At 67.7% G+C, this 13,801-nt stretch carries 10 protein-coding genes and 1 tRNA gene; 5 read left to right on the forward strand and 6 right to left on the reverse strand.

Features of this window, described 5'->3' with window-relative positions; genetic code table 11:
* Nucleotides 1-5: 5 nt before the first annotated feature.
* Nucleotides 6-833, reverse strand: a complete 828-nt coding sequence (locus ACEQZY_RS20180; protein ID WP_370156722.1) for an ABC transporter permease — start codon at nt 831-833, stop codon at nt 6-8.
* Nucleotides 830-1,612: an ABC transporter ATP-binding protein gene (locus ACEQZY_RS20185; protein ID WP_341704825.1), complete on the reverse strand. Its 783-nt coding sequence runs from the start codon at nt 1,610-1,612 to the stop codon at nt 830-832. Before ACEQZY_RS20185 ends, ACEQZY_RS20180 begins: the two co-directional genes overlap by 4 nt.
* Nucleotides 1,613-1,741: 129 nt before the next feature.
* On the opposite strand from ACEQZY_RS20185, the gene ACEQZY_RS20190 reads away from it, so the two are divergent.
* The 3 genes from ACEQZY_RS20190 to ACEQZY_RS20200 all read left to right on the forward strand — a co-directional run bounded on the left by ACEQZY_RS20190 (nt 1,742) and on the right by ACEQZY_RS20200 (nt 5,579).
* A tRNA-Phe gene (locus ACEQZY_RS20190) sits at nt 1,742-1,817 on the forward strand.
* A 274-nt stretch (nt 1,818-2,091) separates the two neighbouring features.
* Nucleotides 2,092-2,730, forward strand: a complete 639-nt coding sequence (locus ACEQZY_RS20195; protein WP_370156724.1) for a hypothetical protein — start codon at nt 2,092-2,094, stop codon at nt 2,728-2,730.
* A gap of 404 nt (nt 2,731-3,134) precedes the next feature.
* Complete coding sequence (locus ACEQZY_RS20200) at nt 3,135-5,579, forward strand: mechanosensitive ion channel family protein (protein WP_370156726.1); 2,445 nt, start codon at nt 3,135-3,137, stop codon at nt 5,577-5,579.
* A 34-nt stretch (nt 5,580-5,613) separates the two neighbouring features.
* Here ACEQZY_RS20200 and ACEQZY_RS20205 read toward each other — a convergent pair whose 3' ends face one another.
* The 4 genes from ACEQZY_RS20205 to ACEQZY_RS20220 all read right to left on the reverse strand — a co-directional run bounded on the left by ACEQZY_RS20205 (nt 5,614) and on the right by ACEQZY_RS20220 (nt 9,645).
* Nucleotides 5,614-5,916: a hypothetical protein gene (locus ACEQZY_RS20205; protein ID WP_370156728.1), complete on the reverse strand. Its 303-nt coding sequence runs from the start codon at nt 5,914-5,916 to the stop codon at nt 5,614-5,616.
* Nucleotides 5,917-6,237: 321 nt separating this feature from the next.
* Nucleotides 6,238-7,368 carry an AMP-binding protein gene (locus ACEQZY_RS20210; RefSeq protein ID WP_370156730.1) on the reverse strand — a complete coding sequence of 377 codons (1,131 nt, stop codon included), beginning with the start codon at nt 7,366-7,368 and terminating at the stop codon, nt 6,238-6,240.
* 106 nt (nt 7,369-7,474) lie between these two features.
* Nucleotides 7,475-8,827 carry a cytochrome P450 gene (locus ACEQZY_RS20215; RefSeq protein ID WP_341704575.1) on the reverse strand — a complete coding sequence of 451 codons (1,353 nt, stop codon included), beginning with the start codon at nt 8,825-8,827 and terminating at the stop codon, nt 7,475-7,477.
* On the reverse strand, nt 8,824-9,645 hold the full coding sequence (locus tag ACEQZY_RS20220) for a 2-oxo acid dehydrogenase subunit E2 (RefSeq protein WP_341704574.1): 822 nt from the start codon (nt 9,643-9,645) through the stop codon (nt 8,824-8,826). Before ACEQZY_RS20220 ends, ACEQZY_RS20215 begins: the two co-directional genes overlap by 4 nt.
* A 309-nt stretch (nt 9,646-9,954) precedes the next feature.
* Here ACEQZY_RS20220 and ACEQZY_RS20225 point away from each other — a divergent pair, with 309 nt between their 5' ends.
* Both ACEQZY_RS20225 and ACEQZY_RS20230 read left to right on the forward strand, forming a co-directional pair.
* Nucleotides 9,955-11,175, forward strand: coding sequence for an aminotransferase class I/II-fold pyridoxal phosphate-dependent enzyme (locus tag ACEQZY_RS20225; RefSeq protein ID WP_370156733.1), 1,221 nt, complete (start codon nt 9,955-9,957; stop codon nt 11,173-11,175).
* A gap of 98 nt (nt 11,176-11,273) precedes the next feature.
* The gene (locus tag ACEQZY_RS20230; protein ID WP_370156735.1) at nt 11,274-13,796 is read left to right on the forward strand and encodes a DNA translocase FtsK 4TM domain-containing protein; all 2,523 of its coding nucleotides are present in this window, start codon (nt 11,274-11,276) and stop codon (nt 13,794-13,796) included.
* The last annotated feature ends 5 nt before the right edge of the window (nt 13,797-13,801 follow it).

Here is a 13,801-nt window from a genome sequence, read left to right on the forward strand (position 1 = left end):
CGCGGTCATTCGCCCTGGCCGAGCAGCAGGCCGCGCTGGCGTGCCGCCTCGAACCAGGCCAGGAAGGCCGCCATGCCGAGGGCCAGGTAGAGGGCGTTGAGGGCAAAGCCGCGCCACATCAGGTCGCCGCGGATCACCCCGTCGATCAGCAGCGCGCGCATGCCCTCGAACACATAGGCCGGCGGCATCGCCCAGGCCACCATCTGCAGCCAGTCCGGCAGGATCGCCACCGGATAATAGACGGCGGCCACCGGCAGGATCAGGAACATGGTGCCCCAGGCGGCGCTCTCGGCACCCATGCCATAGCGCATGATCAGGCCGCAGACCGCGATCCCGATCGCCCAGCCGAACAGGATCAGGCTGGCGAAGAAGGCGGCCAGCGCCAGGCCCATGGAATAGACCGAGAAACCGAAGAACCACCAGGCCAGCAGGCTGACCGGCACCATGCCCAGCAGGGTGCGGATCGCCCCCATCAGCAGCACCGAGGCGGCGAATTCGCTGGGCCTCAGCGGGCTGACGAACAGGTTGCCGAGATTGCGCGCCCACATTTCCTCGAGGAAGGAAATGGCGACGCCGAGCTGCACGCGGAACAGCGTGTCCCACAGCATGATGCCGGCCAGCAGGATGCCGAAAGCCTGGGCCACGTAGCTGGTCTTGCCGGCAAGGAACTGGGTGAGGAAGCCCCACATGATCATCTGCACGGCCGGCCAGTAGATCAGCTCGAAGATGCGGAACCACGATCCCGACAGCAGATACCAGTGCCGCCGCAGCATGGCGCCGATGCGGCCCCAGCCGATACCCAGGATCTCGCCGCGGGCATTCGCCGGAATCATGCCACCGCCTCCGGCATTGCGGCGCGGCCCTGGCTGCGGGCGATGTCGAGGAAGACCTCCTCGAGATTGCGCCGGCCATAGCGGGCAATCAGCTCGGGGGCGGTGCCGCGGTCGACGATGCGGCCCTGCTTCATCATCAGCACCTGGTCGCACAGCCGCTCGACCTCGCCCATATTGTGCGAGGCCAGCAGGATGGTGGCGCCCTGTTCGCGGCGGTAGCGTTCCAGCAGGCTGCGCACCCAGTCGGCGGTATCGGGGTCGAGCGACGCCGTCGGCTCGTCCAGCAGCAGCAGGGCCGGGCGGTTGACCAGTGCCTTGGCCAGGGCCACCCGGGTCTTCTGGCCCGCCGACAGCGCCCCGGCCGGGCGGTCCAGCAGGCTGGCGAAATTCAGCTCGGCCGCCAGTTCGGCGATGCGCGCATCGGCCTGGGGCACGGCATAGAGCCGGGCGAAAACCCGCAGATTCTGCCGCACGGTCAGGCGGTGCGGCAGGTCGACATAGGGCGAGGAGAAATTCATCCGCGGCAGCACCCGGTGCCGGTCGCGCAGCATGTCGGCGCCCAGCACGGCGACGCTGCCGGCGCTCGGCTTCAGCAGGCCGAGCAGCATGGCGATGGTGGTGGTCTTGCCGGCGCCGTTGCCGCCCAGCAGCGCCGTGACGCTGCCGGCGGGCACGACGAAGTCGATGCCGGCCACGGCGGCCACCGCGCCATAGTTCTTGGCAAGGCCGCGGACGGCGATGGCGGCCTGGTCGGCGGCGCTGGCGGGAAGGTCCTGCATGGCCAGTGAATACAGCTAAGGGCTTTGCGCGACGAGAGAAATTTGTCCTGCCTTGATATGGACAGCCCCGGCGAATTTGTCTATAACCGCGCGCCGTTGCGGTTCTTTGGCGAACCGCTGCGCTTGTGGGCCCAGGTAGCTCAGTTGGTAGAGCAGAGGACTGAAAATCCTCGTGTCGGCGGTTCAAATCCGTCCCTGGGCACCATTCTTTCAATGACTTAGCCCTAAAAATCCGGTGGTTAATTTTGTAAAACAGGCAAATGTTTTACAACTAACCCTTTGTTTCTTTGGCAAGACCAAAGGAACAGGCTGCGCGAATCGCGTTGCCTACAGACGCCTCACTGATGCTGATCGACATTTGCGCGCCGATTTCGTTCACTTGCTCAAGAGCGACTTGAGCTCGCTTATCCGACGCCGTTCGTGCGGTTTGGCCGACTGGCGTAACAGCAATAGGGCGTGTTCAAGTCGGGAGGGATTGAATGGCGCGAGATCCATTTTTCTGGCTTGCATGGGCACTCTATTCGACTCCTTTTATCGCGGTTCTTGATCATCGCCACCCGCAACTCTGGGAGAGGATTGTTGCTCAAGCGGATCGATTTCAGGTGTTGCTGGCGGGATTGTTGGCCATCGCCGCTGCCACGATTGCTTATCGAGGAGCTAGAGCACAGGCGCAGTCAATATTGGAAGTGCAGGTAAGAACTCAGAAGGAGGAGCGGCGTGCGATTGCCGCTGCCCTCCATGCCGAGGTTAACGAAATTCGTCTCTATCTTGAATCGTCGCTTTTCGCGATGCGGAAGCACCCTGAAAGGATTGGGCGTAATCTAGAATACATCCCACCGACGACGGAGATTTTTGAGGCTCTAATCACAAGCATTGGGAAGCTTCCACCAAGAGACAGCCATATGGTCATTATGTCGCGGCGCATGGTGGTTATTGCGAACGTTCTAAGTCAGCACCTGGTCGAATTGGGCGAGCAAGGCGGTGGCGAAGTTGAGCGAACGAAGTTCGCAAATTTTTTGGATTTCCTCGAGTTCATCATCGAATATCTCAAGGTGACGGCCGACGGCTTGGCCGAGATTTCCGGCAATACTCGAAGGAGAGCTGCACAGGGTGACTAATGGATCAACGCGGTCGTGTTCTTGAATTGCAGCGAACGTTGAATCTTCATTGAAGCGAATATGAAATGGTCGTGGAGCAAGGTTTTACAAAATGAAACTAAGCTGCTGATTCTTGGTGCCGCAGAATGCGGCGGTTTTACACGCAACTCATTGAATAATAAGCAACAGAGTCGGACTGAAAATCCTCGTGTCGGCGGTTCAAATCCGTCCCTGGGCACCACTGCCCCATTCCGAAAGCCGCCCATCCCGAAAACCCGCCGGCCGTGCCCGGATGCCCGGCCGCGCCGCATTTCGGCGGCTTTTTGCGGCGCAGCCCAGAAATCGCCCAATTCCGGCAATAGTTTGTCGACTTTCCATCGATTCCGGGGTGGCGCCCGCTGCCCGGCAGCCTACAATCGGGACCCATGACCGACATGCTCTCCTTCTCCCGGCCGTGGCGGCGCCTGCCGCGGCTTGCCGCCCTTCTGTTCCTGCTGTGCGCCGCCCTCGCGGCCGGCCCGGTGCTGGCACAGGCCGCCGCGCCCGAACCGGCGCCTGCCGCCGCCGGGGTGCCGGACGGCCTGTCTGCCGGCGACCTGAAGGATCTGGCCGCCCGGCTTGAAGACGAAGCCGAGCGCAGGAAGCTGGTCGAGACCCTGCGGGGACTGGCGGCGGCGCGCGGCGGCGCCGATGACGGGGTCAGGGGTGGGGCTGACGGCGGGGCCGGGGCGGCGCCATCGGATGCGGAGGCCGATCCCGGCAGCGCCATCGTCGATTCGGTGATGGCGCAGATGCGCCGTGCCGGCAGTGCGCTGGCCGCGGCCAGCGCGTTGTTTTCCGATCTGCCGGCCCTGGCCGACTGGGCACAGCAGCAGGCCGCGGATCCGCGCCGCCGCGCCATCTGGGCCGATGTGCTGCTGAAGCTGGGCGCGTCGATCATCGCCGCCTTCGCCCTGCAGGCGGTGGCCTTCGCCGCCCTGCGCCGGCCGATGGCGGCGCTGGCCGGCCAGCCGGCGCAGTCGGTCTGGGTCAACCTGCTGCTGCTGGTGCTGCGGGTGATCGTGGCGCTGGTGCCGATCGCGGTCTTTGCCGGCGCCGCCTATGGCATTCTCGGCCTGCTGGCGCCGGGGCCGCTGACCCGCGACCTCGCCCGGTTCCTCGTGCAGGCCTTCGTTGCCGTGCGCGCGGTGCAGATCGCCGGCCATATCCTGCTGGCGCCGGATTCGGCATCCGGCCAGAATGCCGCCCTGCGGCTGCTGCGGGTCGGAGACGAGACCGCAGTCTATGTCAGCCTGTGGCTCGGCCGGCTGGCGGTGCTCGGCTTCTTCGGCCATGCGCTGGTGCTGATCGCCACCCGCGTCCGCATCCCGCCCGAAGGCGTCGATGCCGTCGCCAAGCTGCTGGCTTTCGCCTTTGCCGCCATGGTCGCCGTGCTGGTGCTGCAGAACCGCAGCGCCGTCGCCGCGCATCTGCGCGGGAATGGCCAGCCGGCAGGCGATGAGGATGCGCCAAGGCCGCAGGGCAATGCCATGCGGCTGCTGCGCCACCGGGCGGCCGATATCTGGCATGTGCTGGCCCTGCTCTATATCGGCGCCACCTATGCGATCTGGGCTTTCGAAATTGACGGCGGCTTCCGCCTGATCCTGCGCGGTACCCTGCTGACGGTGGCGATCCTCGTCGTCACCCGCCTGCTGCTCTACGCCGCCGACCGCGGCATCCACCGGCTGTTCGCGATCAGCGCCGAGACGCGGCTGCGCTTTCCCGGCCTCGAGGCCCGGGCGAACCGCTACCTGCCGGTGCTGCTGGGCGCGGTGCGGGTCCTGCTCTACGTGGTGGCGGCCTTTGCCGTGCTGCAGGCCTGGGGGCTGGACACGCTGGGCTGGCTCGGCAGCGCGGCCGGCCGCGGCGCGGTGGCGCGCCTGACCACCATCGCGCTGGTTCTGCTGGTCACCGTGGCGCTGTGGGAAGCCATCGCCACCGGCATCGAATACTACCTGACCCAGCCCGGCCCCGATGGCACCCCGACGCCGCGTTCGGGCCGGGTGCGCACCCTGCTGCCGCTGCTGCGCCGTACGGTCACGGTGATCCTGGGCCTGATCGCCGGGCTGATCATCCTGTCCGAACTCGGGATCAATATCGCGCCGCTGCTGGCCGGTGCCGGCGTCATCGGCCTGGCCGTCGGCTTCGGTGCGCAGACCCTGGTGAAAGACGTGATCACCGGGGCCTTCATCCTGATGGAGGATACCGTGTCGGTGGGCGATGTGGTCGATCTCGGCGGCAATGCCGGCGTGGTCGAGGACATCTCGATCCGCACCATCCGCCTGCGCGACCTGAACGGCACCGTGCATGTGATCCCGTTCAGCGAGGTGACCCGCGTGCAGAACATGACGCGCGGCTTCTCCTATGCACTGATCGATGCCGGCGTCGCCTATCGCGAGAATGTCGACGACGTGATCGCGGTGCTGCAGGAACTGGGCGAGGCGATGCGGCAGGAACCGGACTGGGCCGCCCGCATCCTCGAGCCGCTGGAGGTGCTGGGCCTCGACCAGCTGGCCGATTCCGCGGTGGTGATCCGTGTCCGCTTCAAGACCGTGGCCGGCGGGCAATGGGCGGTGCGCCGCGAATTCCAGCGCCGCATGAAGGCGCGGTTCGACGAACTGGGCATCGAGATTCCGTTCCCGCACCAGACCATCTATTTCGGCATCGACAAGCAGGGCAAGGCGCCGCCGGTTTTCGTGGCGCAGGATGGCCCGGCGGAGAAACCGGCGGCGGCCGCAGCCGCCCCGGCGCCGCGCAAGCTGCCGCCCAGCGACGTGCATGACAATGACGCGCCGGACGATGCCGACGGCGCCGATGCCTCCCGCGGCTGACCGGCTGCATTGCTGAAGGCCCCGGGCGGCGGGGTCAGCCCGCGTCGCGCAGGGCCTTCAGCCGGGCATGCAGGGCGTTGTCGCGGATCCGCGGCAGCAGGGCATCGAAGGCGGCGGCAAGATCATCCGGCATGGCGGTGGCGGGGGCTGCCGCAGGCGGCAATCCGTCGGCGATGGCGGCAAGGCCGGCCGCCAGCCTCTCCCGGCCTGTCTGCCCGGCCCGCGCCGCCATCGCCCTGACAGCGGCAGCGATTTCGGCCGGCGGCAGATAGCCGCGATAGCCGTCCGGGGCCTCGTCGAGGCTGCAGGCGGGCGAGGCGGGGTGTCGGGAGTCCATGCCGCCAGCGTATCACGGCTGCCGCTAAGCGGCAGCGGGGTCTGGGTTTCCCGGAATTCCGGGCCTTCGCCCATGCTGCCCCCGTGCTGCCCCTGTGCGGCGGCGGCCGGCGGCCTATCTTCCTGCAGGCCGGTGCCGCTGCGAAAACCGACCGATACCCCCTAACCGGCGGCATCCGACGTGCGGCCGGAATCGTGCCGGACGGCTCACCGGACCGTCCGGCATCCTGCCAGACCGGCGCCGCGCGTCACGCGTGTCCTCCCTTGTGTGCGGCCGGCCGTTCCGCCTGGCGTCTTCTGCGGAACGGCCGGCCGGCTTTTTTCACCAGTCGGCCGGCTTGCCCATCGCCCCCTGCGGCAGCGCGCTGCCGAAGGTCAGGCTGCGCGGCCGTTCGATCGCCGGCAGCCGCTGGCGCAGCCAGGTTTCGATCTCGCGGCGCAGGGCGGCGAGATCGGCGCCGAGATCGGCCGGCACCAGGAAGGCCTTCAGCCGCAGGGTCGCCCCGGCCTGGTAGGGCCGTACCGCCACGGCGGCAATCAGCGGATGGCCGCGCAGCACGGCGGCGATATGGTCCGGATGCACGTTGATGCCGCCGATCTGGATGGCGCCGTCGCGCCGGCCGAACACGGCGAAATGGCGATCATCGTTGCCGGCCGGTGCGATGCGGTCGGGCAGGGCGATGCAGAAGCCGCGTGCGGCATGCCGCAGCATCGTGTTGTCGTTTTCCAGCTGCCAGTAGGGAAACAGGGTGAAGGGCTGCGCGGGGTCGTCGCGCCAGCCGATGCCCATGGTCTCGCTGGAGCCGTAGAGTTCGACCAGCCGGGCGAAGCCTGCCATCCGCACCGCCCGCGCGGTTTCCGGCGGGCAGGGTGCGGTCGAAGTGATGCCACGCACCGCCGGGGCGACCGGCCAGCCGCCCTGAACGGCCGTCTGCGCCAGGGCCTTCCAGATCTGCGGAAACCCGATCACCAGGTCGCCGGGCTGCAGGGCCGCAAGAATCGCCGCCGGCCGCCGGTCGCGCAGGTCGGCCACTGGCACGCCCAGCCTGTGCGGCAGCAGCACCGCGAACATGAAGCCGTAGATGTGATGCGCCGGCACCAGGCTGACGATGCGGCGGGCCGGGCCCTGCAGGTCGGCCTGGAAATCCAGTTCCTCGGCCAGGCGGGCCCAGGGCTGGCGCACCGGTTTCGGCGCACCGCTGCTGCCCGAGGTCAGGAAGGCAAGGTCGCCGCCGTCCGCCCGCAGTTCCCCCTGCAGGGCTGCCAGCCAGTCCGGCGTCTGCCAGTTCGTCTGCTGCAGGACGGCGGCCGGGCCCGGGGCATCCTGCAGGCAGAAGAAGGCGGCAATGGCGGCGGCGCCGGCCGGTGTCGCATCGTGCCCTGCCAGGCTGGTCACCAGCCGGCGCAGGGACTCCGCATCCTGCCACCACGTCTCGCGCTGCCCGTGTGTCATCTCGGCCGGTCCCGGTTGGATACGCCCGGCAACCATAGCCAGCCGCCGTGCGGGCTGGCTGTCATTTTCGCGTGATCGTGGCCGCGCAGGCGGGCCCGCGCCACAATCAGCGCGGGTCGAGGCGCAGGGCGATTTCGCGGTCGGGGGCGAGGGTGATCCGCGCCTGCATGCCGACCGGGCGCGGATCGGCCAGCGCCAGGCGGTAGCGCTGCACGATCATCGCCAGCGCGATCATCATTTCGGTGAGGGCGAAGTGATTGCCGATGCAGGTATGCTTGCCGATGATGAAGGGCATGAAGGCATGCCGCGGCCAGTCGCTGCCGAGAAAGCGCTGCGGCCGGAAGTCCTCGGCATCGGTCCACAGGGCCGGATCGCGCTGCATGCCGAAGATCGACAGCAGCAGCAGGCTGCCGCGCGGAATGCGGCGGCCGTCATACATGTCCTCCTCGATGCATTCCCGCGAGATATGATAGACCGACGGATACAGGCGCATGGTCTCGTTCAGTACCGCCGCGGTCAGCGGCAGCCGTTTCAGGCTGTCAAGATCGGGCGCCGCGCCACGCAGCACCGCATGCAGTTCGTCATGCAGTTCCTCGGCGAGGGCCGGCCGTCCCGCCAGGGCATACAGCGTCCAAGCCAGCGCCGTCGCGGTGGTCTCGAAGCCGGCAATGAACAGCGTCTTGGTTTCGTCGCGCAGCGCGCCGTCGTCGAGCGAGATGCTGCCGTCGGGCTCCCGGGCCTGGCGCATGGTCTGCAGGATGTCGTGGCGCACCGGGCAATGCTGCCGTTCGGCGATATGGCGCGTCACGTAGCTGTCGAGGATGGCGCGGGTCATGTGCAGATGCCGGTTGCCGCGGGTCGGCAGCCACAGGGGTGGCGCCATCCACGAGGTGTTGCGCCGGCGCAGCAGATGCAGGCTGTCGCGCACGGCGGCCCCGAACCGCTCGGAATCGCCGCGGCCGACATCGGTCGACAGCAGGGCGCGGCCGATCACCGACAGCGACAGATGTTGGGTCTCGGCAATCGCCGGCACCGGCTCGCCGCGCTGCCGGTAGCCTTCCCAGCTGGCCAGCATCGCCTCGGTCGCCTCGCTGGTCGACGGGGCCAGCCGCTGCAGCGCGTCGGGGCGGAAGGCCGGCAGGATTTGGCGCCGCCGTTTCAGCCAGAAGGGTCCGTCCGTCGACAGCAGGCCGCGGCCATTGATCACCTGGCTGTTGCGGTACTGGAAGCTGCGTTCGTATTTTTCATGCTTGGTGACCAGCACCTGCCGGATATAGCTGGCATCGGTGACGGCGAGGAAGCGCTTGTGCAGGATGCGGAACCAGGCGATGCCGCCATGACCGGCGCCGACTTCTGCCGGCAGCAGATGCGCGCGCGCGGCAAACTGTGCGGCATGGCCGAACAGCCAGTGGCCGCGGGCCTGCGGGAAGTCACCGGCAACGGAGTCTGCGACGGTCATCGGGCGCTCTCTTCGTCTGCGGCGATCAGGCGCCGGGTTTCGGCAAGGAAGCTGTCGTCGAGGCCGGCCGCCGATTCCAGCAGGCCGTTCAGCGTGGCGGCAAACCGCGACAGCGGCAGGCCGTCGACGATGGCATGGTCGGCGCCGCCGGACAGGCAGAGAATCTTGCGGCCGTCGCGCTCGGTCAGGCCGCAGATGGCCATCGTATAGGTGAAGATGTTGGGCGGCAGCGCCTGGAAGCTCTGCGGCAGGCCCGGGCTCTGCAGGTTGGTCAGGCCGACGGTGCCGTGAAAGCGCTTCAGCAGATGCGGGTTGCGGCGGATGCGCCAGGCGATGATGTCGCGCAGGATCGCCGGCATGCGGGCGATGCGCCGGCGCAGCTTCACCAGGTCGTGCAGTGCGAGATCGACATTGGTGGCCTTGCGCAGTTCCCAGTTCAGGGCGGCCAGGGATTTCGTCTGCGCCGCGCGCAGGGTATAGCCCACCGCCATCTGCATGCCGTTGGGCATCCGGCGGTCGATGGCGGTCGAGACATCGATGTCGTCGAAGCGGATCAGCTGCCGGCCATGCCGGAAGGTGTGCATGATCGGGTGCTTCTGCAGGGCCCGGGTCAGGCAGTGGGCGACGAAGGCATGGAAGGAAACGGCGATGCGCAGGTCGCGGCGATACTGCGCGATCAGGTCCAGGGCGCGGGTGACATCGACCTCGCCGAAGCCGTAGACGGTATGCCGGCGATGCAGGTTCAGTGTGCCGATGACGGCATTGCGGACCACCGGCCAGGGCCGGGCCTGGAAACTTGCCTGCGGGCTCACTGTCATGCGCCACCGCGCCGGCGGCCTTTCCGGCCTGCCGGCGGCCCCCTGTCTGGTTTGGGCCTGTGCTGGTTTGAAGCCTGTCCGGTTTCGGCCCGTCCGGCCCGCCGCAAAACGACGTCCCCGGAGCTTCTAGCAATCCCAGCGGGCAAATACCAGATGATAAAACGGCCCGCCCGCGGATGCGGCGCCGCATGGCCCCGGCTTGCCGGGGGACTCGCCGCCCCGTAGATTGCCCGCTGATCAAGGCCGGACCCGATTCGCCGCCTCGCGCGGCGGCCGCGGCCGGCCCCAGACCCTGAAAAGCTTCCGATCATGCTCAATCCCCGGCTCGACCTGCTGTCCGATTACCCTTTTGCCCGCCTGCGCGCCCTGCTCGATCACGAGCCGACCCCGGCCGGCCTCAATGTCGTCAACCTGTCGATCGGTGAACCGCAGCATGCCATGCCGGCCTTTGTCGGCGAGCATCTCAGCCGCGACCTTGATGGCCTGAGCCGCTATCCGACGCCGAATGGCAGTCCGGATTACCGCGCCGCCTGTGCCGACTGGCTGACCCGCCGCTACACCCTGCCCGAAGGCCTGATCGAGCCGGACAAGCAGATCGTCGCGCTCAGCGGCACCCGCGAGGGCCTGTACATGATCTCGCAGGTGGTGGTGCCCGAGAAGAAAGGTCTGAAGGGCGAGCGGCCGCTGGTGCTGATGCCCAATCCCTTCTACCAGACCTATGTGGGCGCGGCAGTCACCGCCGGCGCCGACCCCTATTTCGTGGCGGCGACGCCGGAGAACGGCTTCCTGCCCGATTTCGCCGGTCTGCCGCGCGACGTGCTGGCACGCACGGCGCTGGTCTATCTGTGCTCGCCGGCCAATCCGCAGGGCACGGTGGCCGGCATCGACTACATGACGCGGCTGATCGAGCTGGCGCGCGAGCATGATTTCGTCATCGCCTTCGACGAATGCTATGCCGAAATCTACACCGATGCGCCGCCGCCGGGCGGGCTGGAAGCGGCCATGCATCTCAGTGGCGGCCGCGCCACGCCGGGCTGCCTGAAGAACGTCGTCGTCTTCCACTCGCTCTCCAAGCGCTCCAGCGTGCCGGGCCTGCGCTCGGGCTTCTGCTCGGGCGATCCGGAGATCACCCAGGCCTTCATCAAGCTGCGCAATTACGGCTGTGCCGGCGTCCCCATGCCGGTGGTGGCCGCGTCGGCGGCCCTGTGGCGCGAGGAAAGCCATGTCGAGGCGAACCGGGCGCTCTACCGCGAGAAATTCGACATCGCCCGGAACATCCTCGGCAACCGCTTCGGGTTTTTCCGGCCCGAGGGCGGCTTCTATCTCTGGCTGGATGTCGGCGATCCGGAGGCCGCGGCGCTGAAACTGTGGCGCGAGGCCGGCATCCGCAGCCTGCCGGGCAATTACCTGACCCGGCCGGAAAATGGCGGGGAACGGGCCGGAAAGACCTTCCTGCGGCTTGCCTTGGTGGCCGATCTGCCCACCACCCGGGATGCTCTTCAACGATTCAGTAACGTTCTCGGGGGTTAACTGACGAGGCTGGGGCGGATTCGCCCGTCCCGGCCCGGTTTTTGTGTCCAGTTCTTATGGTTAACGGGATTATGGCAAAGACGGCGAGGAAGAAGGGCATGGCTTCCAGGTCGAAGAAAAAGGCGCAGTTCTTCCCGGAAGGGTTCGACGATTTCCTGCGTCAGCGCGCGGCCGAGGGCGGCGGCATCCTGCTGCTGGGGCTGGGCTTCCTGCTGGCCCTGGCGCTGGCCACCTTCGATCCGGCCGACCCCAACTTCAACCATGCCACCCCGCTGAAACCGCAGAACTGGCTCGGCCTGCCCGGCGCCTATCTGTCGGACGTGCTGCTGCAGACTCTGGGCCTGGCGGCCTGGCTGCTGGTGCTGCTGCTGGCCAGTTGGGGCTTCCGTGTCGTCTCCCATCGCGGTCTGCCGCGCTGGTGGCTGAATGTGGCGCTGGTGCCGGTTGCCCTGCTGCTGTTCGCCAGCTTCGCCGCCGCCCTGCCGTTGCCCGGCAGCTGGAGCCTGCGCACCGGGCTCGGCGGCATCCTCGGCGATTTCTTCCTCTACCAGCAGATGCTGCCCGCCGCGGTCGGCATCGGCCTGCCGCTGTCGGCGGTGCTGCCCGGCGCGTTCTGCCTGATCCTGGCGCTGGTCGCCTTCTATTTCGCCTCCGGCCTGTCGGTGCATGAGGTGCGCCGCATGGGTGCCGGTCTCGGCTTCGGCGCCGCGGCGGCCACCGGACTGGCCGCCCAGGGGCTTTACCATGGCAGCCGTGCGGTCGCCCGTACCGGCGCCGAGGCGCCCGATGCCGCCGCCGGCTTCTTCGGTCGCATCCGCAGTTTCTTCACCCGCGACCGCGATGACGGGGACGGCCCGGTGCTGCATGACCGCGAGCCGTCGCTGCGCCGCAAGTCGGCCGCGGCAATGGATGATGACTATGTCGATCCCGCCGACCTCGCTGACGGGATCGGGGACGAGGATGAAGACGACGGCGACGCGGACATGCCGCGCCTGCCGGCCGCCATCAAGGCGGATGAAGGCCGCGTCGCCCGCCGCGTCGAGAAGCCGAAGGCCGGCGGCCGTGCCGCCCGCGAGGCCCAGACCTCGCTGCGGCTTGGCGATGGCGGCGATTTCGCGCTGCCGGAACTGTCGCTGCTGAAGCCGCCGCCGGCGGATTCCGCGCGCGAGAAGATCAACGAGGATGCGCTGGAGCAGAATGCCCGCATGCTCGAATCGGTGCTCAGCGAATTCGGCGTGCAGGGCGAGATCACCAAGGTCCGCCCGGGCCCGGTGGTTACGCTGTATGAGCTGGAACCCGCGCCCGGCACCAAGTCGAGCCGCGTGATCGGCCTGTCCGACGATATCGCCCGCTCGATGAGCGCGCTGTCGGCCCGCGTCGCCGTCATTCCCGGCCGCAACGCGATCGGCATCGAGCTGCCGAATGCCAGGCGCGAGACGGTTTTCTTACGCGAATTGCTGGCCTCTGCCGAATTCGAGGCGGCGGGCAACAAGCTCGGCCTGGCTTTGGGCAAGGATATCGGCGGCGGCGCCATCATCGCCGACCTCGCCCGCATGCCGCATCTGCTGGTCGCCGGCACCACCGGTTCGGGCAAGTCGGTCGCCATCAACACTATGATCCTGTCGCTGCTCTACCGGCTGACGCCGGACCAGTGCCGCTTCATCATGGTCGACCCGAAGATGCTGGAACTCTCCGTCTATGACGGCATCCCGCATCTGCTGGCCCCCGTGGTCACCGAGCCGGGCAAGGCTGTTGTCGCGCTGAAATGGACCGTGCGCGAGATGGAGGACCGCTATCGCAAGATGTCGGAACTCGGCGTGCGCAACATCGCCAGCTACAACGAGCGGCTCGCCCAGGCAAAAGCCAAGGGCGAGAAGCTCGGCCGCACCGTGCAGACCGGCTTCGACCCCGAAAGCGGCGAGCCGATGTACGAGGAGCGGCCGATCGATCTCAACCCGCTGCCGTTCATCGTCGTCATCGTCGACGAACTGGCCGACCTGATGCTGGTGGCCGGCAAGGATATCGAGGCCGCGATCCAGCGCCTCGCCCAGATGGCCCGTGCCGCCGGCATTCATCTGATCATGGCGACGCAGCGCCCGTCGGTCGACGTCATCACCGGAACGATCAAGGCGAATTTCCCGACCCGCATCTCCTTCCAGGTCACGTCCAAGATCGACAGCCGCACGATCCTCGGCGAGCAGGGTGCGGAACAGCTGCTCGGCATGGGCGACATGCTGTTCATGCCCGGTGCCGGCCGCATCAGCCGCGTGCATGGTCCCTTCGTTTCCGACGAAGAGGTCGAGCGCGTGGTGGCCGAACTGAAGGCGCAGGCCGAGCCGGTCTATGTCGAGGCGGTCACTGCCGATCCGGACGGCAAGTTCGGCATCCCCGGCATGGGCGGCGAAGGCGGCGGCGAGGAAGATACCCTGTACGACCAGGCCGTGGCGCTTGTCTGCCGCGAGCGCAAGGCCAGCACGTCCTTCATCCAGCGCCACCTGCAGATCGGCTACAACCGCGCCGCCCGCATCATGGAGCGCATGGAAAAGGAAGGCGTGGTCGGCGCCGCCAACCATGTCGGCAAGCGCGAGGTGCTCGCGCGGAATATCGACGCGGCGGAGTAACACCT

Source organism: Ferrovibrio sp. (genome assembly GCF_964218355.1).
Classification (GTDB): Bacteria; Pseudomonadota; Alphaproteobacteria; order Ferrovibrionales; family Ferrovibrionaceae; genus Ferrovibrio.